22 protein-coding genes and 1 pseudogene are annotated in these 19,564 nt (G+C 64.4%); 12 read left to right on the forward strand and 11 right to left on the reverse strand.

Going from position 1 to position 19,564, the window contains the following annotated elements:
• Both MSIMFI_RS22920 and MSIMFI_RS29060 read left to right on the forward strand, forming a co-directional pair.
• Positions 1–665 (forward strand): annotated as a pseudogene (locus MSIMFI_RS22920) (PE family protein); the annotation flags it as partial.
• 119 nt (positions 666–784) lie between these two features.
• Positions 785–1,102 carry a hypothetical protein gene (locus MSIMFI_RS29060; RefSeq protein WP_191499294.1) on the forward strand — a complete coding sequence of 106 codons (318 nt, stop codon included), beginning with the start codon at positions 785–787 and terminating at the stop codon, positions 1,100–1,102.
• On the opposite strand, the gene MSIMFI_RS22930 is transcribed toward MSIMFI_RS29060, so the two are convergent.
• The gene (locus MSIMFI_RS22930) at positions 1,099–2,484 is read right to left on the reverse strand and encodes an adenylate/guanylate cyclase domain-containing protein (RefSeq protein ID WP_191499295.1); all 1,386 of its coding nucleotides are present in this window, start codon (positions 2,482–2,484) and stop codon (positions 1,099–1,101) included. The genes MSIMFI_RS29060 and MSIMFI_RS22930 overlap by 4 nt on opposite strands.
• A 34-nt stretch (positions 2,485–2,518) precedes the next feature.
• On the opposite strand from MSIMFI_RS22930, the gene MSIMFI_RS22935 reads away from it, so the two are divergent.
• From MSIMFI_RS22935 to MSIMFI_RS22945, 3 genes are read left to right on the forward strand one after another with little or no spacing between them, the layout of a single operon-like run.
• Positions 2,519–3,814 (forward strand): competence/damage-inducible protein A, encoded by a 1,296-nt coding sequence (locus MSIMFI_RS22935; protein WP_449870971.1) that lies wholly within the window; start codon positions 2,519–2,521, stop codon positions 3,812–3,814.
• A gap of 51 nt (positions 3,815–3,865) precedes the next feature.
• Positions 3,866–4,123, forward strand: coding sequence for a ribbon-helix-helix protein, CopG family (locus MSIMFI_RS22940; RefSeq protein WP_191499296.1), 258 nt, complete (start codon positions 3,866–3,868; stop codon positions 4,121–4,123).
• A complete protein-coding gene (locus MSIMFI_RS22945) occupies positions 4,110–4,547 on the forward strand; it encodes a type II toxin-antitoxin system VapC family toxin (RefSeq protein ID WP_191499297.1) in 438 nt (145 codons plus the stop codon). Before MSIMFI_RS22940 ends, MSIMFI_RS22945 begins: the two co-directional genes overlap by 14 nt.
• Positions 4,548–4,550: 3 nt before the next feature.
• Here the strand turns inward: MSIMFI_RS22945 and MSIMFI_RS22950 are convergent, their stop codons facing one another.
• The gene (locus MSIMFI_RS22950) at positions 4,551–5,813 is read right to left on the reverse strand and encodes a sialate:H+ symport family MFS transporter (protein ID WP_191499298.1); all 1,263 of its coding nucleotides are present in this window, start codon (positions 5,811–5,813) and stop codon (positions 4,551–4,553) included.
• Between the two features lie 71 nt (positions 5,814–5,884).
• Here MSIMFI_RS22950 and MSIMFI_RS22955 point away from each other — a divergent pair, with 71 nt between their 5' ends.
• Complete coding sequence (locus MSIMFI_RS22955; RefSeq protein WP_191499299.1) at positions 5,885–6,952, forward strand: amidohydrolase family protein; 1,068 nt, start codon at positions 5,885–5,887, stop codon at positions 6,950–6,952.
• A 13-nt stretch (positions 6,953–6,965) separates the two neighbouring features.
• On the forward strand, positions 6,966–7,364 hold the full coding sequence (locus MSIMFI_RS22960; RefSeq protein WP_186243334.1) for a phage holin family protein: 399 nt from the start codon (positions 6,966–6,968) through the stop codon (positions 7,362–7,364).
• A 24-nt stretch (positions 7,365–7,388) separates the two neighbouring features.
• Here MSIMFI_RS22960 and MSIMFI_RS22965 read toward each other — a convergent pair whose 3' ends face one another.
• Positions 7,389–8,171 carry an enoyl-CoA hydratase/isomerase family protein gene (locus tag MSIMFI_RS22965; protein ID WP_191499300.1) on the reverse strand — a complete coding sequence of 261 codons (783 nt, stop codon included), beginning with the start codon at positions 8,169–8,171 and terminating at the stop codon, positions 7,389–7,391.
• Between the two features lie 277 nt (positions 8,172–8,448).
• Between MSIMFI_RS22965 and MSIMFI_RS22970 the strand changes: the two genes are divergently transcribed.
• Complete coding sequence (locus MSIMFI_RS22970) at positions 8,449–8,877, forward strand: anti-sigma factor antagonist (protein WP_186243336.1); 429 nt, start codon at positions 8,449–8,451, stop codon at positions 8,875–8,877.
• Between the two features lie 18 nt (positions 8,878–8,895).
• On the opposite strand, the gene MSIMFI_RS22975 is transcribed toward MSIMFI_RS22970, so the two are convergent.
• The 5 genes from MSIMFI_RS22975 to MSIMFI_RS22995 form a co-directional block, all read right to left on the reverse strand.
• Positions 8,896–9,861 carry an FAD-dependent oxidoreductase gene (locus MSIMFI_RS22975; protein ID WP_191499301.1) on the reverse strand — a complete coding sequence of 322 codons (966 nt, stop codon included), beginning with the start codon at positions 9,859–9,861 and terminating at the stop codon, positions 8,896–8,898.
• Between the two features lie 24 nt (positions 9,862–9,885).
• Positions 9,886–10,407: a hypothetical protein gene (locus MSIMFI_RS22980; RefSeq protein ID WP_191499302.1), complete on the reverse strand. Its 522-nt coding sequence runs from the start codon at positions 10,405–10,407 to the stop codon at positions 9,886–9,888.
• A gap of 176 nt (positions 10,408–10,583) precedes the next feature.
• Positions 10,584–11,078 carry an SRPBCC family protein gene (locus tag MSIMFI_RS22985; protein ID WP_191499303.1) on the reverse strand — a complete coding sequence of 165 codons (495 nt, stop codon included), beginning with the start codon at positions 11,076–11,078 and terminating at the stop codon, positions 10,584–10,586.
• Entirely contained in the window at positions 11,078–11,719 is a 642-nt protein-coding gene (locus MSIMFI_RS22990) for a nitroreductase family protein (protein ID WP_186243340.1), read from the reverse strand. Before MSIMFI_RS22990 ends, MSIMFI_RS22985 begins: the two co-directional genes overlap by 1 nt.
• Positions 11,720–11,741: 22 nt before the next feature.
• Positions 11,742–12,233 (reverse strand): carboxymuconolactone decarboxylase family protein, encoded by a 492-nt coding sequence (locus tag MSIMFI_RS22995; RefSeq protein WP_191499304.1) that lies wholly within the window; start codon positions 12,231–12,233, stop codon positions 11,742–11,744.
• Positions 12,234–12,899: 666 nt separating this feature from the next.
• Between MSIMFI_RS22995 and MSIMFI_RS23000 the strand changes: the two genes are divergently transcribed.
• Genes MSIMFI_RS23000 through MSIMFI_RS23010 form a run of 3 tightly spaced genes read left to right on the forward strand, consistent with a single transcriptional unit; the run spans position 12,900 to position 15,776 of the window.
• Complete coding sequence (locus MSIMFI_RS23000; protein WP_224770444.1) at positions 12,900–13,589, forward strand: hypothetical protein; 690 nt, start codon at positions 12,900–12,902, stop codon at positions 13,587–13,589.
• 7 nt (positions 13,590–13,596) lie between these two features.
• Positions 13,597–15,042, forward strand: a complete 1,446-nt coding sequence (locus MSIMFI_RS23005) for a class I adenylate-forming enzyme family protein (RefSeq protein ID WP_191499306.1) — start codon at positions 13,597–13,599, stop codon at positions 15,040–15,042.
• Positions 15,043–15,062: 20 nt separating this feature from the next.
• A complete protein-coding gene (locus MSIMFI_RS23010; protein ID WP_191499307.1) occupies positions 15,063–15,776 on the forward strand; it encodes a hypothetical protein in 714 nt (237 codons plus the stop codon).
• On the opposite strand, the gene MSIMFI_RS23015 is transcribed toward MSIMFI_RS23010, so the two are convergent.
• The 3 genes from MSIMFI_RS23015 to MSIMFI_RS23025 form a co-directional block, all read right to left on the reverse strand.
• Positions 15,770–16,729: an NAD(P)H-dependent flavin oxidoreductase gene (locus MSIMFI_RS23015; protein WP_191499308.1), complete on the reverse strand. Its 960-nt coding sequence runs from the start codon at positions 16,727–16,729 to the stop codon at positions 15,770–15,772. The two genes, MSIMFI_RS23010 and MSIMFI_RS23015, sit on opposite strands and share 7 nt — an antisense overlap.
• Positions 16,730–16,842: 113 nt before the next feature.
• Complete coding sequence (locus MSIMFI_RS23020; protein ID WP_191499309.1) at positions 16,843–17,184, reverse strand: alpha/beta fold hydrolase; 342 nt, start codon at positions 17,182–17,184, stop codon at positions 16,843–16,845.
• A gap of 71 nt (positions 17,185–17,255) precedes the next feature.
• Positions 17,256–17,867, reverse strand: coding sequence for a TetR/AcrR family transcriptional regulator (locus tag MSIMFI_RS23025; protein WP_191499310.1), 612 nt, complete (start codon positions 17,865–17,867; stop codon positions 17,256–17,258).
• Between the two features lie 113 nt (positions 17,868–17,980).
• Here MSIMFI_RS23025 and MSIMFI_RS23030 point away from each other — a divergent pair, with 113 nt between their 5' ends.
• Entirely contained in the window at positions 17,981–19,558 is a 1,578-nt protein-coding gene (locus tag MSIMFI_RS23030) for a phytoene desaturase family protein (RefSeq protein WP_191499311.1), read from the forward strand.
• Positions 19,559–19,564 lie beyond the last annotated feature (6 nt).

Consider the following 19,564-nt stretch of genomic DNA (forward strand, 5'->3'; position numbering starts at 1 on the left):
CCACCATGGGTGGGGCCGGCGGCTTAGGCGGTCACGGTACGGCAGGCGGCTCGGGCACCAGCAACGGCGGCGACGGCGGCAGCGGTGGCAACGGCGGCAACGGCGGCATCGGCGGCGACGGGGGTAACTCCGTAAGCGGCACCGGTGGGAACGGCGGGATCGGCGGCTCCGCGGGAAGCGGCCTCGCGGGCGGCGACGGCGCCTCCGGCAGCGAATACGTCTTTGGCGGCAACGGCGGCAACGGCGGCGACGGTGGAGCTGCGGGCGTGGCCGGGACCGGGGGGAATGGCGGCACCGGCGTTTTCGGAGGCGACGGCGGGCGCGGCGGGAACGGCGGCACGGCCGGCGACGGCGGCACGGGCGGTGGCGGCGGCGGCTCGCAAGGCGCGTTTGCGCCTGGCGGTAACGGCGGCAACGGCGGCAACGGCGCCAACGGCACCGACGGCGGTGCGGGTGGCAACGGCGGCAACTTCACCTCCCCGGACGGTCTCCCGGGCGGGGGTGGCCCGGGTGGTGGCCCAGGCATCAACGGCGCAGGTGGCCCGAGCGGCACCGGCGGCACCCCCGGTCGTGGCGGCATCGCCGGCAACGCCGGCAACGATGGCACCGACGGCACCGCCGTCACCCAGCCAGGTGCCAATGGTCAAACGGGCCACCAAGTCTGAGGCCGGAGAAGCCGGTTCCCTTCCGCCGCTGCGCGTAACGTGACTCCAATCGCCTTACATAGCTGACAAGGAGGCGGACTGATGACCAGTGATCCGACCCAAGAACCGGTGCGGACCTCATGACCGACGACATGCCCGGCGGTACCGGCGGTCGCGGCGGCGCTGGGGGCAGGGGTGGCGCCGGGGGTAAAGGCGGTGCCGGTGGCGCCGGAGGTAAGGGCGGCGCTGGAGGCCCCGGCGGTAGGGGCGGCGACGGCGGTCGAGGCGGCGACGGCGGTCGAGGCGGCGAGGGCGGCATGGGCGGGGCGCCCGGAGCCGGCGGTCAGCCCGGCCAGGGCGGCGAGGGCGGCGCCGGCGGCGCACCCGGCCCGGGCGGAACCCCCGGCCAACCCGGCCAACCTGGCCAACCCGGCCAACCTGGCCAACCCGGCGGCTAGGACTTCACCGTCGCGGTTTCGCGCACGAGTGCGTACAACCGCCACAGACCGGGCACACCTTTGAGTTCGCGTTCACCGCGCTCGGCGAATCGATGCCGCGATCCGGTGACAATGTCGCGCACCGTCGAAGACACCAGCACCTCGCTGGGCTCTGCCAACGCCGAGACACGCGCGCCGATATGCACCGCCATGCCGGCGACATCACTTCCCAAAGCACCGCGCACCTCGACCTCGCCCGCGTGAATACCCACGCGAACCTCGATGCCGAGTACACGCACCGCGTCGACGATTTCGTTCGCACAGGAAATCGCCGCGCTCGGGCTGGTGAACGTCGCAACGAATCCGTCTCCGGCCGTGTTGACTTCGCGCCCGCCGAATCGCTGAATTTCGTGGCGGACGATGGCGTCGTGGTTGTCGAGCAAGTCTCGCCACCGGTCATCTCCGAGCGCAGCCGCACGCTGCGTGGAGCCGACAATGTCGGTGAAAACGATGGTGGTGAGCACGCGCTCGGCCTCACCGCCACTCCGCACACCCGTGACGAACTCCTCGATCTCGTCGAGCATCGGCGCCGTGTCGCCAACCCAGTAGAGAACGTCGGCGCCCGGCAGTTCGACGAGGCGTGATCCTGCAATGTGCTCGGCGAGGTACTTACCGTGTCCAACGGGAATGTAGGTCGAGCCGACCCGGTGCAGAACTAGGGTCGGTGCGCTGATGCGCCCCAAGGCATCTCGTACATCGGCCTCGGCGACGACTTTTGACACCGCGCGGGCCATGCTCGGCGGCCCCGCACGGTTGCCAGCAAGATCCCACCACGCACGAAACACGTCATCATGCGCGACGGTAGGCGCGACGAAGCGGAGCACATCGAAACCCTGCTCGAGCGCGTCGGGCTCCAGAGCGACCGTCAGGAACGGATTAACGCGTCGCACCTGGGCGCCAACCGGATAGTCGGGTGCCCACAGCGCGCGCGCCGAGCCGTTGACCACAATCAGGCCGCGGACCCGCTCGGGGTAATCGGCGGCAAGAACCAGCCCGTTCATCGCGTGGAAGTTGGGCGCGAAGACCGTGGCCTGCTCGCATCCGACCGCGTCCATTACTGCGATCGCGTCCTGCGCCCAGAACTTGGGGCCGAGCTGGTTCCGCGAAGGCACCCGTGACGACAGACCGATGCCACGATGGTCGAACCGGATCACCCGGGCGAACGACGCCAGGCGCCGGTGGAAGCGGTGCAACGATGGCTCGTCATCGATCGAGTCGATTGGCACGAATGGTCCTGGCAACACCAGCAGGTCGGAAGGACCGTCTCCAATAATCTGGTAGGCGATGTCCATTTCGCCGCACTTGGCGTAGCGAGTCCTGGGAGTTCGGGGCGCCTGCGCCACGGCCTCAGGTTAATCGATGCGTAGGCTCATGGCGGTGAGCGCACGCGCCGGAATCGTGGTCACCGGAACCGAAGTCTTGACCGGTCGAGTCCAAGACCGCAACGGCCCCTGGATCGCCGATCGACTCTTGGAACTCGGACTCGAGCTCGCACACGTCACCATCTGCGGCGACCGCCCCGCCGATATCGAAGCGCAGCTGCGCTTCATGGCCGATCAGGGTGTGGACTTGATTGTCACCAGCGGTGGCCTGGGACCGACGGCCGACGACATGACTGTCGAAGTGGTGGCGCGCTTCTGCGGCCGCGAACTAGTGCTGGACACCGAGCTCGAAGAAAGAATCGCCAACATCCTCAAGACCCTGATGAGGCGCAATCCCGCCTTCCAATCGCTGTTGGAGCCGGGCAACTTCGACTCGATAAGAGCCGCCAACCGCAAGCAGGCCCTGATTCCCGCCGGCTCGGAGGTGATTGATCCGGTGGGCACCGCACCAGGTGTGGTCGTACCGGGAAAGCCCGCGGTGATGGTGCTGCCTGGACCGCCGCGAGAGCTTCAACCCATGTGGGGCAAGGCTATTCAGACTCCCGTGGCGCAGGAAGCGATCGCCGGCCGAACGACCTACCGGCAAGAGACCATTCGGATGTTTGGGCTACCGGAGTCGGGACTGGCCGAAACACTGCGCGGCGCACAGGCTTCCATCCGCGGTTTTGACTCACTCGAGATCACTACTTGTCTGCGGCGCGGTGAGCTTGAGGTGGTAACGCGGTACGAGCCTGCCTCCGCGAATGTGTACGCACAGCTGAAACAACTTCTGCGCGACCGGCACCGACACCATGTCTACTCCGAGGACGGTTCGCACGTCGACGATTTGGTCGCGCGATTGCTCACGGGCCGCCGGATCGCGACCGCCGAATCCTGCACCGCCGGGTTGCTGGCGGCACGGCTGACCGACAGGCCCGGTTCGTCCGGCTACGTCATGGGCGGCGTGGGGAGCTACTCGAACGAGGCCAAGATCCAGCTGCTCGGCGTCGACCCGGCACTGATCGAGGCGCACGGCGCGGTGTCTGAACCGGTTGCGAAGGCCATGGCAACGGGCGCACTGCAGCGCTTCGGCGCCGACACTGCCGTAGCGATCACCGGAATAGCCGGACCGGGCGGGGGAACGGCGGAAAAGCCGGTGGGCACGGTCTGTTTCACGGTCATGCTTGCCGATGGGCGCGGCGAAACCCGCACGCTGGGGCTTCCCGGGAACCGGTCCGATATCCGTGAGCGCGCGACGACCGTCGCCATGCACCTACTGCTCCGCACGCTCAGCGACCCAAAATCCAACTAGATCACGTAGCTAAGCATCTTGATGCCAAGCTATTGATGCTAAGATGTCACGGTGCGCACCACGATCCGAATCGATGACGAGCTCTACCGCGAGGTGAAGACGCAAGCCGCCCGGTCGGGGCGCACCGTGGCGGCGGTTCTCGAAGATGCGGTGCGGCGTGGTCTCAACCCCGCTAGCCAACGTGCTGGAGGGCGTTATGCCGTCCGGGCAACGGGCCGGGGAGGACTTCGGCCCGGCGTGGATCTCTCGTCGAACGCAGTTGTCGTCGAGGCGATGGACGAAGGCAAATCACTCGATGCGCTGCGTTGACGTCAACGTTCTTGTGTATGCGCACCGGAGAGACCTTCCCGAACATTCGGACTATCGACGGCTGCTCGAGCGGCTGGCCAACGACGACCAGCCGCTGGGTCTGCCTGACCTCGCACTCGGTGCCTTCGTTCGGGTGATGACCAACCGCCGGATCTTCACGGAGCCGACCACCTCGGATGAAGCGTGGGAGGCCGTCGACGCGCTCCTCGCCGCCCCGGCCGCGATGCAGCTACGCGCGGGAGAGCGCCACTGGAGGTTGTTCCGTCAGCTTGCTCTCGATATTGATGCGCGTGGCAACGACATCGCCGACGCCTATTTGGCCGCCTACGCCCTGGAGAACAATGCGACCTGGCTCAGCACTGACCGCGGCTTCGCGCGTTTCCATCGATTGCGGTGGACTCATCCGCGGGATCTCGAGCTCTGACCGTCACCTGACTTCGGTTGCGAGAAAAGCGCTTTCCTTAGTGCCGAAGCGGATTCCGGTGGCGTCCTTGCCCATCGCCGTCAGTACGGCAACCGCGCACAGCACCGGCACGATGGTCGCGGCCAACGCGAAGGGATAGCCGTGAGCTTCGGCCAGCTCTTCTTGAATGGGCAGATTGAACGCCGCCAGCAGATTGCCCAGCTGGTAGGTCACGCCGGGGTACAGGCCGCGGATGGCATCAGGCGACAGCTCAGTCAGATGCGCCGGTATCACACCCCACGCGCCCTGAACGCAGACTTGCATCAAAAACGAGCCCAGGCAAAGCATCGCGGCCGTGTGCGAGTAGGCGAACAGCGGCACGATCGGCAATCCAAGGAGCGCGCAGAAAACGACGGTGTAACGCCGGCTGAACCGCTCTGACAGCGTGCCGAAGACTAGCCCACCGACAATGGCGCCGATGTTGTACACCACCACGATCCACCTCGCGGTCATGCTGGACAGGCCTGCACCGTGGTCGGTGGTCGCCGTCAGGAATGTCGGGTAAATGTCTTGAGTTCCGTGGCTCATCCAGTTGAAGGCTGTCATCAGTAGCACTAGATAGAAGAACCGACGAATGATCGTGGCGTCGCGCAGCACGTCTCGGATCTTGGTGCTGGTTAGCCGCATACGGTCTTGAGCGGCCTCCCACACCTCGGATTCCTTCACCCGGTATCGGATAATCAGGCTGATCAAGGCCGGGACGATGGACAGGCCGAACAACCAGCGCCACGACAGTCCCAGCAAGTTCATCACCACCAGCGATGCGACGGTGGCCAGCAGATATCCGAATGCGTAGCCCTCCTGGAGCAGCCCGGAGAAAAACCCGCGTCGCTCGGTGGGAACCTTCTCCATGGCGAGCGCGGCGCCCAGCCCCCACTCTCCGCCCATGCCAATGCCGTACAGCAGTCGCAGGATCACCAGAACCGTGAAGTTGGGTGCAAATGCACACAGAAATCCGACAACCGAATAGAACGCCACGTCGACCATCAGCGGGACGCGCCGGCCGACCCGGTCAGCCCAGAGGCCGAACAGCAATGCACCAACGGGACGCATCACCAGGGTGGCGGTGGTGACGAATGCGACTTCGGCCTTGGTGTGATGGAAGGTCTTTGCGATATCGGCATACACCAGCACCACAAGGAAGTAATCGAACGCATCCATTGTCCAGCCCAGAAACGCCGCAATGAACGAGTTGCGCTCGTCGCTTGTCAACCGCTGTGTTTTCACGACTGCATCGTGCAGCACTCGGCGCGATACCGCGACTCGAACGCGCCCGAACGCGAGTAAGTTCAGCGCATATGCGAATCATCGATGCCGATGGGCACGTCGCCGAGAACTCGTCGTTGACGATCGAAGCAATCAGACGCTGGCCAGATCACGTGAAGCCCAGCGCCGACAAGCGGCTACGGCTGACGATCGAAGGGCGCAACTATCCCGAGGACCAAGGCCCGGGCGCCGGTTGCCCGCCCGAGCAGGGGATTACCAAGGCGCCCAACATCAACTGCTCATCCGCCGAGGGGGTGGTGGGCGACGCTGACCGCGACCACATCGACACCATGGTCCTGTATCCCAGCCTGGGGCTGTGCATTCCCAGCCTCGAAGACCCGCAGTTTGCCGCGGGATTCGCGCGTCTCTACAACCAGTGGATCGCGGATTACTGCGCACCCACGAATGGCCGGCTGCGCGGCGTCGGTGTGACTCCGGTTGAACACGGTCAGGTGGCGATCGACATCATGGCCGAGGCCAAGGACCTAGGACTGGTCGCGACTCTGGTCCCGCCGGCGCTCAAAACCCGCAACCTCGACCACCCCGACCTGGACCCGTTCTACGCCGCCGCCGCAGAACTCGGGATGCCTCTTGGCATCCACGGCGCGCCGGGCATTCATTTGCCGAAGATCGGCGTAGACCGCTTCACCAACTACATCCAGGTGCATTGCATCAGCTTCCCGTTCGACCAGATGACAGCGATGACCGCGCTGGTCTCCGGCGGCGTCTTCGAGCGTCATCCGGACCTGCGCGTCGCCTTCCTCGAGGCCGGCGCGGGCTGGGTCCCGTTCTTCATCGATCGACTGCACGAGCATTACGAGAAGCGCGGAGATTGGATTGAGCGCGGCTGGCGGCGTGATCCGCACGACTACCTACAAGCCGGCAACATCTGGGTGACCTGTGAGCCCGAGGAGCCTATCCTGCCCGGCGTGATCGACGTGCTCGGCGCCGACTTCATCATGTTCGCCAGTGACTACCCACACTGGGACGGCGAATGGCCCGAAAGCACCAAACATCTGCGCAACCGCACAGATATCGGCGAGGAAGCGCGAGAAAAGATCGCCGGGCGCAACGCTCAACGCTTCTATGGGCTCAACTGAAGGGGCCCCGCGGATGAAGGCTTTTCTGGTACGCGCGGCATTGACCGGATTCGCGTTGTGGGTCGTCACTCATTTTGTATCGGGGATGCGCTTTGTGGGCGGAGATACCACCCTTCAGCGGATCGGGATTATTTTCGTGGTCGCGGTGATCTTCGGTCTGGTCAACGCGATCATCAAACCCGTCGTGCAATTCCTGTCGATCCCCCTGTACATCCTGACACTGGGCCTTTTCCACATCGTCGTCAACGCATTCATGTTGTGGATCACCGCCCGCATCACGGAGAACACCACCCATTGGGGGCTGCAAATCGACCACTTCTGGTGGACCGCAATCTGGGCGGCGATCTTGTTGTCCATCGTGAGCTGGATATTGTCGCTGCTGACACGCCGCGTATCGCGCACGCGGCAGTAGCTTCTTCCAGCGCTACTGGTTAAGTCAGCGCGCCCGCCACCGAGGCGGTCGCTTTTCGGCGAAAGCGCGGGGTCCCTCCTTGGCGTCCTCGGTTTCAAACACCCGGTTGCTGTGCCGCGTCTCGTTGGCGTAGGCGGACTCGAGATCTAGCGCCAGTCCTTCGACGGCCGACTGCTTGGTTGCAGAAACCGCGAGCGGTGCGTTTGCCACGATGCGTTCGGCGTAGTCGTAGGCGGTGTCCATTAGCTGGTCGGGTTCGACCACCCGGTTGACTAGGCCCATTTCCAGAGCACGCTGCGCGTCCACCATGTCGGCGGTCAGCAGCATCTCCATCGCGAGCGCGTACGGAATCTGACGCGGCAGCCGCACGGTGCTCCCGCCGCCGGCGAACAATCCGCGCTTGGGTTCCATCACCGCAAATCGCGCCTCGGGTACGGCAACGCGAATGTCGGTGGAGCCCAGCATCTCGAAGCCGCCGGCGACGCAAACCCCATTTACGGCAGCGACAATCGGTTTGTACACAGGGAATTGATGCAAGACGGCATGGATCGCATCGGTCTTGTTCCACCCCTCGGGGCGGGGGAGCGCACCGGTCAGTTCGGGGATGAACTTCTTGAGGTCGGCTCCAGTACAGAAGTCCCGGCCGGTGCCGGTGATAACGGCGACCCAGGCGTCGGGATCGTCGCGAAACGCAGCCCAGGCCTGCGCCAAATCGCGGAAATGCTCCATGTCGAGCGAGTTGCGCGCCTCGGGACGGTTGATCGTGATGGTGACGATGTGGGCGTGCAGCGCGTAGTCAATGCTCACCGGGGATCTAACCGTTTCACTGTTTAGCAGTTGCTAACTAAATGCAAGCATTTCGTCTTCGGCCCCGATCGACATCCCGGCGCGGCTTGCAATAACACGAAATTTCGTCCCAGACATCCTATGTTGTCAGGGTCTGTTACACATATGCTTACTTGGACTGCTTGCTAACGCCGTCATGACACGCCTGTCGCTAGGTATGTCGAAGATACCCCTGACGCGTTACGACACCCACAGACGGCATAACTCAACCGGCCACGACGACGGGATATGGCAAAACATGAACACTGTCGCTGTCGGATCACTTCCCGGTCCTTCGAACTCAAAGCTGAGTTCACAACTCAGCGACTCGCATAGTGGTCTACGAGCAGTCACCGAATGCACAGGAACGGCCGTGGTGGTACATGTCGGCGGCGACGTTGACGCCAGCAACGAAGCCGTTTGGCAACGTTTGGTGAGCCGGAGCGCCGCCATCGCCATCGCTCCCGGCCCGTACGTAATCGATGTGCGCGAGCTCGATTTCATGGGGTCGTGTGCCTATGCTGTTTTGGCTCAGGAATCGGTGCGGTGTCGACGCCGTGGCGTGAGCCTGCGGCTGGTCAGCAACCAGCCGATCGTGGCGCGCACGATTGCCGCGTGCGGACTGCGCCGCCTGTTGCCGATGTATTCGTCAGTAGAGACCGCACTGGCGCCGCCAAGCAGCGGGTAGCGTCGCGGCCGGCGGGTCTCACCGATCACCATTGGCAATACGAGCAACCTCGCGCGCGCAGCCCCACGACAGCGTCACACCATCACCGCCGTGGCCATAGTTATGAATGCACCGTGCTCGCCCGAGTTGCTCTGCCGCCACGCGTACCGACGGCCGATCCGGACGCAACCCAGTAATCGTCTCGATCACCGCAGCCTCGGTAAGCCGCGGTTCGATCCGCCGGCAGTCCTGCAGGATCCGATCGGTCACCCCGGGGTCCGGGGTGGTGTCCCATCTGTCCGGAATGCTGATGCCTCCGCAGACCACGCGCTGCGGGTGGGGAAAGTAGCAGGTCCATTCCGAAGGGTTGGCGAGTTCGATAAATAGTTGTTCCAGCCCGGGATTGGTGAGAACGACGTGCTGACCGAACCGCGGCCGCATCGTGTCATCACCGGCTAACTCTCGAGCGCCGAGGCCGGTGCAGTTGATCACCATCGGTGCGGCGTCGGCGGCCTCCGCGAGCGAACGCACCGGGTGCAATTCGATTTCAGACCCCGCCGCGGCCAGTCGCTTAGTCAGGTAGTCGAGATACTGGGGCATGTCGATCATCGGCATGGTGGCGCGAAATCCCACCCGAAAGCCCTCGGGGAGGTCAGCGGCATCCGCAGGCCGCAGGTCCGGAATCAACTCCACGCCCGGCGGCATCCCGCCATCCGCGGGTGATTCGGCGACCGACAGCGCCGGTGCCAGGCGCACGCCGGTGTCCGGATCCTTGGCCAAGTTGCGGAACTCGTGCAGCGATCGCTCGGTCCACGCAAGGGTCTTGGCAACCGGCCCGATTGCTGACGGTCCCCAGCCCGCACCCGCCACCGCGGAGGTCGTCTGCTGGGGCATCGCGGCGGTCCACACTCGGACCGACCACCCCGCTTCAGCCAAGCACAGGGCCGACGTCAGGCCACTGACTCCGGCACCACCCACAATGGCCTGTTGCACACCAACTGCCATAACACGACGGTAGCCCGAGCCGATTCAGGGTTGCGGTACTTGCTGTCCGACCTGACCGAGCAGTCCGTTGAGAATGCCGAGATTCGCTTGCAGCTGGGCCCCGGCAACTGGTCCTGGAAGCTCGCCGGGCACATTGCCATCGCCCGGCGGGGCGATCTGCCAGGGCTGACAGCCGTTCGTCTTGAACGCCTTATCGGTCGCCTCGATCTGCACCACCTGTGGCTTCTTGCTGATCGCGTTGTCGATCAGTGCGCCGTCGGGGTTGCCCATCCGCTTCCAATAGCACGTGCCGTTGCCAACGGGTCCCGCGGAGGTGTAGGTGCCCGGTGCGATATCGGTCCCGACGGCATAGGTGCCGTCCTTGTCGATGGTCGTCTTCAGTGCGGGAGCTGGTGCCGGGGACGACGACGGTGCAGGCGACGGGGCCGGTGCGGGCGACGGCTGCGGATCGGCAGCGGCAACGCCCGCCGATGCCACCCAGCCCGCGAGGATCAGCACCGCCGCGGCACATCGTGCAGCAATGGGTGCTGTTGCTGTTGAGCGCATAGGCCCGCAGTTTACCCGCGCTTTCGAATCGCCAGTCTGGATACGTTGCACAACCTCCAGCGCCGAGATGGAGATGCGGTGGAGAGTGCCGGTTGCCGTAATGGCGGGGTGCGTCGCCACTTTCGCCGGTTCAGCCGCCGTCGTCTGAGTCAGACGCGGCAACGGATTTCAAGAGCTTAGGGCAGCCGCTTGACCCGGCCCGCGTAGCCGAGCGCGTGCTCGTACGTGTTGAGGTTGTCCCGAGAAATTTTCGCGTATACCGGGCGTTCCAGGAAGAAACGCAACACCGGGTTATAGGCGTGGTACGTCTCATGGAAGGTCAGGACGGTGGTGCCGTCGGGCTGTTCGTCAAGTTGGTGATAGCCCTCGGCGCGGGACCACAGGGGCGCACCGACGGCCACGTAACGCGACAGCTTGTGGATCTTCGCCTCGGTGACGGTCTCCCAGGAGCGCGCCTTGCCGCCGGAGAGCAAGTACTTTGGCACTTCAAAGATGCAGGTGCGAACCAGGCCTTCGCCGGCTTCGTCGCCCTCGTTGAGGATTTCCATGCTGCCGGTAGGCCACTTGAGGACCCGCGGCCGGGGTGAGTTGGGCGGCGCGGGCGGATGGAGCACCCGCCACACCTTTTTTGGGGGCGCGTCGACGTGGAATCGCACGGTGTAGGACTGCATCAGCTTTCTCCAACAGGCTGTTCCCAGGTATTCCAATAAGTAATCGTCTCCACGGGCGGCCGAGTGGCCGGGCGGAAGTTAGCGCCAATCGTGTACGCCACCGGGAACAGGGCGGCTTGCGTGACGGTGGCGGGAATGCCGAGCACCTCCGCTACCTCCTGCTCCTTTGCCAAATGCATCGTCGTCCACACCGATCCCAAGCCTCGCGACCTGAGCGCGAGCAGAAAGCTCCAGCCGGCCGGGATGATCGATGCCCACGCAGACGCGGCAACCAGCCGATTGCCGTCATCAAAGCGCTGCGCTAGGCATGGGATGACATGCACGGGAACGTCGGCGAGCGTTTCGGTCAGGCCCAGCGCGCTGCGATAAACGCGACGGGTCTGCGGATCGGAGGCGTTGGCCTCGGCCGCAGCGAGGTAGGCGGCGCCGACGCTGCGGTAGATCTCGGCGATCGCGGCGCGCTTATCGGCGTCGGTTATCACCAACCAGCGCCAGTCCTGCGCGTTGCTTGCGGTGGGCGCTTGCGTCGCCAGCCGCAGGCACTCGACGATCACGTCTCGACCCACCGGTCGGGTCAGGTCGAGGCGTCTGCGCACCGACCGCGTAGTGGTCAGCAGCTCGTCGACCGTCGCGATATCCACTCGCTTCCTTCCCGCTGTTCGCTCAGATGTCTAGTGCGCAGGACTGGTCGACGCCAAGCACCGTCAACGAGCGTCCTAGACCCAAATACACCGCAACGCACAACGTGAGATCAAGGATCTCCTCATCGGAGAACAGGTCCCGCAGCCGCCCAAAGAACGCGTCGTCCATTGACGCGTGGTCAATGGCGAAGCGCTCGGCAAACTCGATAGCAAGACGCTGGCGCGGCGTGTACCCCGGGTAGCTGGCGTACGCCGCGACGTTCTCGTAGAGATCTGGCGCTGGGGCATGCGGGCCTTCGGCCAGCACCGACGGCGCGCGAAAGCCTGAACACGCGACGCAGTCGTTGATCTGCGCGATTCGCATCCTGGCCAGTTCACGCTCGCCGGCGGGCAGGATGCTCTGCTGGTACGCACCGCGGATCATCCGCTCGACCATGCCGCCGAGCGGCGGCCGTAGCTTCCAGATCATGGCAGCTTCGCCACCGGGCCCATCCGGCACGCCGAGTCGGGACATGATCGAACTCCTGCCCTGTGAAAGTACGTACCGAATCGAGCAAACCAGATTCTCGACTCAGCTGTCCAGGCCACGGCTATCGATGGAAGAAGCCCGAGACAAAGTCGACGACGTTGAATCTCCCCGAGTTTTGGATCCCGGAATTCATGACGCCCGACGTGGCATCATTAAGCGCAATGGTGATATCGAAGAGACGAGAAAGAAGTCTAGGTCTTTATTGAAGACGCCTAAGTTCCCCGGACCCGCGTTATAAAACCCCGAGCTTTTCAGTGCCGTCGGAAGCCGGAGTTCGCTAGGCCCGTGTTGCCGTCGCCCGAAATTACGATGCCGAAATTGCCATTTCCGGAGTTGAAAAAGCCGGTATCTCCGTTGCGGGCCCACGTTCAGGTTGCCACTGGCAACAATGCGAAGTTCCCCAGCATCACAACGTCCCCTCAACACAAACGGACTTTTGCCATCGCGCGAGCTTAAAAACCGCCCCATGCCGAAATCCTGGGTTGGCTGCAAACAGCGGCCACCATCCCGCCGCGCATGAGAGGCCGTGGACGACCCACGCCTGAGCATCCGTAGCGCCGCCGTGGACAGGACGAATCGCCGCGATTACCGTCCGATGCACGAGGTGTGCACGGTGCTACGCCACGTCTGGGAGGTCTCGGCGTGCTGTTCATGCACGAGGTACACAAGGTACGCGGGCGCGCCGAAGACGACTTCGAGGCCGCATTTCGAGACGGCTGGATGGCCATGCTCGCCGGCGGCGACGACGCCCGGTTGCTGTGGTATGCCAACCATGCACACGGCAGTGGCCCCGCCTACACCGTCGTCACCATCACCGCCATTCGGGACGGCGCCGCATGGGAGCGCCTCGCGTTGCGGGTGCAGAAGGGCGACCTACAGAAGTGGATGCGCGACCTCGACGAGCTTCGCCACGAGGTCGAGGCCAAGCTGCTCGTACCGCTGTCGTGGTCGCCGATCCGCGACGTACCGTTCGGCGAAGTGCCGGTCGATGCGCGGGAGCACGAGCTCAGCCTCTACATGGAAGACACCATGTGGCCGTATCAGGACAAGTTCGAGGAATACGTCGACCGCTGCGGCGAGGTATATGCCAGCATCGTCGAGCGGCCGAAGTCGATGCTGACGATCCAGGCGGCTTTCCAGCCGGCGCTGGGCAGTCACGTTCGCCGTGAAGTGACCTTGATGCAGCGAATAAGGCGGCCCGACGCACTGCTCGAACTGCTCCGGACCGAGATTCCACCCGAATACCGCGCCCCAGGGACCTGGCTGTACGACGCCCTGGACCTGCGCGATCAGTGGACGAGCCGGCTGCTGCGCACCTCCGCGTGGTCACCCCTTTATTGAGCCGCGCATGAACATCGGCACGATCATCGACGCCGCGGCGGCAAGCGATCCCGCCCGCCCCGCGCTCATCATCGAGGGGCGTTCCATCAGTTATGGCGAGCTCGGCGGGGCGGTCCGGCAGTGCGCGGCCGGCCTGCTCGCCGGCGGGGTGGTGGCCGACGACCGGGTGGCCGTCGTCGACGGCGCAAGCCTGCTGTCGATCGCAACAGTGCTCGCGGCGGCACGCATCGGTGCCGCGGCGGCACTGATGAACCCTGCGCTGACGCCTTCGGAGCTGCAGGTGCTGCTGACCAACGCCGGGTGCTCGAAAGTAGGGGTTGCCGGGCAGGCATACGTCAACCGGGTTCGCGAAGCTGGTGCCGGCACGGTGCTGACGGTCACCGACCTCGTCAGTGACGGCCAGGCCTCCCCGGTGCCCGACGTCGACGACGTCGATGACCGGGAAGCCTTGATTCTGTTCACGAGCGGCACGACCGGGCTCCCGAAAGCCGTCGCCATCACCAGCGGGCAGCTCAGCATGCGCATCGGGAGGATGTCGCTACCCTTCCGGGCGGACGCGCCGCCATCGGTTGGGATGATGTGCGTGCCGTTCTTCCATGTTGGTGGCGCGCTCGGCGTGCTCGGCAGCTTGTACTCCGGCAACACCTCGGTGGTGCAGACACGGTTCGACGCCGGGGAGTGGTTACGCCTGGTATCAGAGCACCGGGTGGCCGCCACGTTCCTGGTGCCGACGATGCTGCAGCGGATTCTGGACCATCCCGACTTCGCCAGCGCCGATCTGACATCACTTATCGCCATCGCCTACGGAGCCGCCGCCGCACCCGTCGCGTTGGTGCAACGAGCGATGGCCGCCCTGCCACATGTGGCGTTCGCCAACGTGTTTGGTCAGACCGAGACGCTCGGCGCGTATACGACTCTGCTGCCTCAAGATCATCACAATCCCGCGCGCGTGAGCTCCGTCGGGCGACCGCTGCCCGGGGTTGAGGTGCGTGTAGTGGACCCCAACACCGGCAACGATGTCGAGGCTGGGGCGGTGGGAGAGTTGTGGGTGAACACCACACAGAACGTCTCCGGAGGCTGGCTGCACACCGGCGACCTCGGCCGTCAGGACGCCGATGGCTACCTTTACCCGGCCGGCCGCCTGAACGACACCATCAACCGGGGCGGCGAGAAGTTCGGGCCGATCGAAGTCGAGGAGGCGCTTCGCTCCCATCCCGCGGTAAGCGACGTCGTTGTCGCCGGAATCGCCGACGATGAAATGGGCCAGCGGGTCGGGGCCGCGGTGGTAGCAAACGCCCCGGTGACTCTCGACGAGCTGCGTGCGCACTGCCGTGGGCTGATTGCCTACTTCAAGCTGCCCGAGCGGTTGGCGATCGTCGAGAGTATTCCTTACAGCGCGACCGGAAAGGTCAATCGCCGCGAGCTTGCCGCGCTCATTGCGGCCGAAACCTAATCCCTCCCAAGGAGTTCCCAGTGCTGTTCCTTCATGAGACCCACAAGGTAGTCGGCACGCGGCAGAACGAATTCGAGGCGGCCTACCGTGACGGCTGGATGCCCACCCTGGCTCAAGAGGACAGCGCTCGGCTGCTCTGGTACACCAACCACGCCCATGGCTCCGGGGTGTCCTACAACGTCGTCACCATCACGGCCGTCGCCGATGGCGCGGCTTGGGAGACCCTGGCACGGCGCGCCCAGAGTGGCGACTTGCGGCCATGGATGCGTGAACTCGACAACCTGCGCCATGAAGTCATGGGCAAGCTACTGCTGCCGGTCGGGTGGTCGCCGCTGCAGACAGTCGACCTCGAATCCGTACCCGCCGACGGCGCCACGCATCCGCTGAGCCTGTTCATGGAGGACACCGGCTGGCCTCACGCGCCGCTGGACGACTACATCCGCTCTTGGGACGAGATTTACTACCGGCCGCTAGCCAAGGCAGCCGCCCGGATGCGGATACTCCATATCCAGGCTTGCTTTCAGGTCGCACACGGCAGCTACCGGCGGCGAGAAGCGATGCTATGGCAAAAGATTGACGACTCCAACAACTACGCCGCCCTAGTCCACCTGCTGACCAATGAGATTCCGCCGGAGCACCGAGGTCCCGGCAGCTACATGTTTGAGGCGCTTAAGTACCGCGACCAGTGGGAGAGTCGGTTGCTGCGGACGTCGGCCTGGTCACCGCTCTACTGATTCAGGATTCGTGTGGCGTCACTCGCCATTTCGCGCACGATGTCAGCGGCGGGGCGAACGTCGCGAACGAGCCCTATCGCCTCGCCCACCAGCTGGGTGACGACATCGAAGTCCTGCGCGGTGAGTGCCTTCTGGAAGGCACTCACCGTCTCGGGCAACCGCGCCACCAGTTCGGAATCTTTGCCGTGCCAGGTCTCGATCAACGAGTTCGTGATCAACCGCGCGTCGTATTCGTCGGGCCAATCTCGTTGTCGTACGAGGTCATAGACTCGGGTGCGAACGGTGTCGTCTCCACCGGCCCGGATGGCTCGCTGTTGGGCTTGCGGTGTCACCAGCGCTTCCGTGCTGGCCCACAACCGGGTGCCGACGAGCACGCCGTCGGCGCCGAGCGCCAGCGCGGCCGCTAATCCGCGACCGTCTGCGACACCTCCGGCGGCCACCACACGCGTTTTGGCCGATTGTTCGGCGACGAGGTCGACGACGTCGGGCACGAGCGTGAACGTTGAGCGAGCACTCATTCCGTGCCCGCCCGCCTCGCCGCCCTGCGCCACGATGATTTCCGCGCCGGTGTCCAGGGCACGGCGAGCCTGGTCGAGGGTCTGCACCTGCAGGGTGAGCGGAACGTTGGCCCGGCGAATGCGGTTGGCGAATTTCGTTGGGTCGCCGAACGACAGCATGATCGTCGCCGGCCGCCTCGCTAGGGCCAGGTCGAGCAGTTCGGGATTGCTTGCCAGGCTCCAGGTGATGAACCCGACTCCGACCCTTGAGCCTTGCGTCTCGTCAAATTCGCGCTGCAGCCAGTCGGCGTCGCCGTAACCCCCTCCGATCAGACCCAGGCCACCGGCGGCTGTCACGGCCGCGGCCAGCCGGCCCCCGGACGCCTCGGCCATCGGCGCGAGCAGGATCGGATGTTGGATCCCGAAGAACTCGGTAAGACGGGTATTCAGTGGCATAGCTAGCCTCCTCCGGGTCGGTAAGGCGCTGCGGCCCCAGCGACGGTCTCGCGAATTGCCTCTACGCCTCATTGGCCGCCTGCTCGTAGTTCAGCGCCTCTCGCTCCAAGCGATCATCGCCGCAACCCGACGGCAGCCAAGAACGGTTCGACGACGGCGAGAAAACCTTGCGGATCCGAAGAGAAAGCTACGTGCCCAGTATCGAGGATCTCCAGCCGGGAGCCGCGAATGGCTTTCTGGGTCGCGCGTCCGGCGCGCAGCGGTATCGCGATGTCCTGCTTGCCCCACACGATCAACGTGGGCGCGGACAGCTCGGCGGCGCGGCCACGCAGATCATGCCCGGGTGTGGCGAAGCTTCGCCAGAGCGCTGTGCCAGTTCGGATGCCGTCTGCCGTCTTCGCCTTGGCGATGGCGCGCTCGACGATCTCGCGATCGCTGTCGGTCTTGGCCTTCATGTAGCCGCGCACGAAGATGGGAGCGGCGGCGTGGGTTGCTTCGCCTGGCCACCGGAGACCGGGGCTGAAAGTTAGCCCAGCGGAGCCAAACCGGACCTGACCAGGTCCAGGCTTGCGACCACCAGCTCTCCGAGGTCATCGGCACATCCATTGCGGCCCCAATTCTCTACCGCCACAACAAGAGCCGCCGCCAACGCGGAGCCCGCGACCTCGGAGGCCAGATCGATGTTCGCCACGTTCGGGTGCCGATTCCTGATGAACTCGGTCAGCACCTGCGCAAACGACGACTGCACCACCCGCAGATGGCCCGCGATGCGCTCTGCGCTGATCAACTCCGTTCGCGCGATGGCGGCCTGGCGCACCACCTCAAGGTCATGAGGGAAGGCGCCGACGCTTGCCAGGACGGCGTCGAAGAGCGGCTCGGATGCCGGACGCTGGGCAAGTGCCTCGGCCAACCATTCCAGCTGCGTCTCGTAGTCCTGGAACAGCACCGCTTCCTTAGTGGGGAAGTGGCGGAAGAAGGTCCGTTCGGTGACGCCGGCTTCTTGCGCCAGTTCCGTCACGGTTACATTCGCAAATCCCTTGCGGGCAAAACTCTTTAATGCAGCCTGGCGCAACGCCTCGTGTGTCGATCGACGGCGTTGTTCGTGACGGTTTGGCGGCTTACCGACTAGCACAGTCATGTCGCCTCGATGGTATCCCGGCCGTACAGAATTAGTCAGTACTGACATCTTCCTATTATGTCAGTACTGACATAATCTTGACATGCGGATACCAAGCGAGGAGGCCACTCGAGATGTCGGACTACGACGCAATCGTCGTTGGAGCCGGGCACAACGGGCTGACCACGGCGGTGGTTCTGCAACGCGCAGGGCTGCGCACCTTATGTCTGGAAGCCAACTCCTACGCGGGTGGCATGGCAGCGACGGTCGAATTGATCGACGGGTTCCGGTACGAGATCGCGGGCTCGGTGCAGTTCCCCACAGCGAGCCAAATCACCAAGGACCTCGGGCTCGACAGGCTGCCCACGGTGGATCCCGAGGTGATGTCGACGAACATCGGCGAATCCGGCGAAGAGCCGATGATCTTCTACCGCAACCCAGTACAGCTGATGACACACCTCGGCGAGAAGCACGGGATCGAGGCTGTCACCGGCATGGCGGAACTGATTGGCTGGAGTCAGGGTCCCGCAAAGGCTCTGGGCCGCTTCGACATACGCAAACCACCCAAGACACTGGACGAGATGTACGCCTGCGCGATCAACGATGCCGAACGCCGAGCGATTCACGAAATGCTGTTCGGTTCGGCGATGGACGTCATCGACCGCTTCCTGCCCGACAAAACCAAGCACGCCGTCATGCGGGGCATGCTCGCGTTCCTGGCCGTCAACTCCACCTACCGCGGACCGTACACGCCCGGCAGCGCCACTTGCTTGGCGTTCGCCCTTGCGGTCCCCCCGGACAGCACAGACAGCACCGCGATGATGACGAAGCTCAAGGGTGGCATCGGGGCACTCACCGAATACCTACGTGAACAGTTCATCGCCCACGGCGGTGAAATCCGATTCCGCACGAGGGTGCAACAGATTCGTGTCGACGATGCTGCGGTGACCGGTGTGCAGCTACGTGACGGGTCGACGATCACCGCGCCCATTGTGGTGTCCAACCTCGCACCCGATGTCACACTCGCCGAGCTCATCGCGCCCGAACACGTTCCCGCGCAGCTACTCTCGCGTGTATCTGGTCGCGATCACCGGGCGTCGTTCGTACAGATGCACTTCGCCCTTGACGGGCTGCCCGAGTTCGCTGCGCCCTACGAGTTCTTGAACGAAGCGGGTATGCAACAGTCGGTGGGCATTTTCGGATCTCCAGAAGAGCAGCAACTGCAATGGGAGAACTGCCGCCGCGGCATCGTCCCGGACAACCCATCGATGGGAATGCAGATCCCCTCCGTACACGATCCCAGCCTGGCGCCCCGCGGAAAACACGCGGCGAGCGCCTACGCTTACGCCTTCCCTGTCGAAGTCAGCCGCGACCAGCACGGACACCTGAAAAACGAAATGGCACAACGTGTTATCGACAAGATCACCAGGTTTGCGCCCAATTTCAAAGACATCGTGCTACGTCATATCACGTTTGCGCCGTACCACATGCAGACCATGTTCTCCGCACCCGCCGGCGACTTCTGTCACGGGCTGCTGCACCCGGATCTAATGGGACCCAATCGTCCTGGGCCCAAGGGGTTTCTGGACTGTGCTATTCCGATCGACGGCCTATATTTGGGCGGCGCCGGATGCCATGGCGGCCCAGGCATTACGTTCACGCCGGGCTACAACGCCGCCTATCAGGCACTCGACGACATGGCGCTGCGGTAATGCCGT

The sequence above is a fragment of the Mycobacterium simulans genome, assembly GCF_900232995.1.
In the GTDB taxonomy this organism is placed as follows: Bacteria; Actinomycetota; Actinomycetes; order Mycobacteriales; family Mycobacteriaceae; genus Mycobacterium; species Mycobacterium simulans.

Coding starts and splice junctions, on each gene's coding strand:
- MSIMFI_RS22975 (WP_191499301.1), bottom strand. CDS start 9,861: ATGGCAGTTGGTGTGCAACAGGCCATTGTGGGTGGTGCCGGAGTCAGT.
- MSIMFI_RS22980 (WP_191499302.1), bottom strand. CDS start 10,407: ATGCGCTCAACAGCAACAGCACCCATTGCTGCACGATGTGCCGCGGCG.
- MSIMFI_RS23025 (WP_191499310.1), bottom strand. CDS start 17,867: ATGACTGTGCTAGTCGGTAAGCCGCCAAACCGTCACGAACAACGCCGT.
- MSIMFI_RS22995 (WP_191499304.1), bottom strand. CDS start 12,233: ATGTCCCGACTCGGCGTGCCGGATGGGCCCGGTGGCGAAGCTGCCATG.
- MSIMFI_RS23015 (WP_191499308.1), bottom strand. CDS start 16,729: ATGCCACTGAATACCCGTCTTACCGAGTTCTTCGGGATCCAACATCCG.
- MSIMFI_RS22955 (WP_191499299.1), top strand. CDS start 5,885: ATGCGAATCATCGATGCCGATGGGCACGTCGCCGAGAACTCGTCGTTG.
- MSIMFI_RS23005 (WP_191499306.1), top strand. CDS start 13,597: ATGAACATCGGCACGATCATCGACGCCGCGGCGGCAAGCGATCCCGCC.
- MSIMFI_RS22970 (WP_186243336.1), top strand. CDS start 8,449: ATGAACACTGTCGCTGTCGGATCACTTCCCGGTCCTTCGAACTCAAAG.
- MSIMFI_RS22985 (WP_191499303.1), bottom strand. CDS start 11,078: ATGCAGTCCTACACCGTGCGATTCCACGTCGACGCGCCCCCAAAAAAG.
- MSIMFI_RS22960 (WP_186243334.1), top strand. CDS start 6,966: ATGAAGGCTTTTCTGGTACGCGCGGCATTGACCGGATTCGCGTTGTGG.
- MSIMFI_RS29060 (WP_191499294.1), top strand. CDS start 785: ATGACCGACGACATGCCCGGCGGTACCGGCGGTCGCGGCGGCGCTGGG.
- MSIMFI_RS22945 (WP_191499297.1), top strand. CDS start 4,110: ATGCGCTGCGTTGACGTCAACGTTCTTGTGTATGCGCACCGGAGAGAC.
- MSIMFI_RS23000 (WP_224770444.1), top strand. CDS start 12,900: ATGCACGAGGTACACAAGGTACGCGGGCGCGCCGAAGACGACTTCGAG.
- MSIMFI_RS23030 (WP_191499311.1), top strand. CDS start 17,981: ATGTCGGACTACGACGCAATCGTCGTTGGAGCCGGGCACAACGGGCTG.
- MSIMFI_RS23020 (WP_191499309.1), bottom strand. CDS start 17,184: ATGAAGGCCAAGACCGACAGCGATCGCGAGATCGTCGAGCGCGCCATC.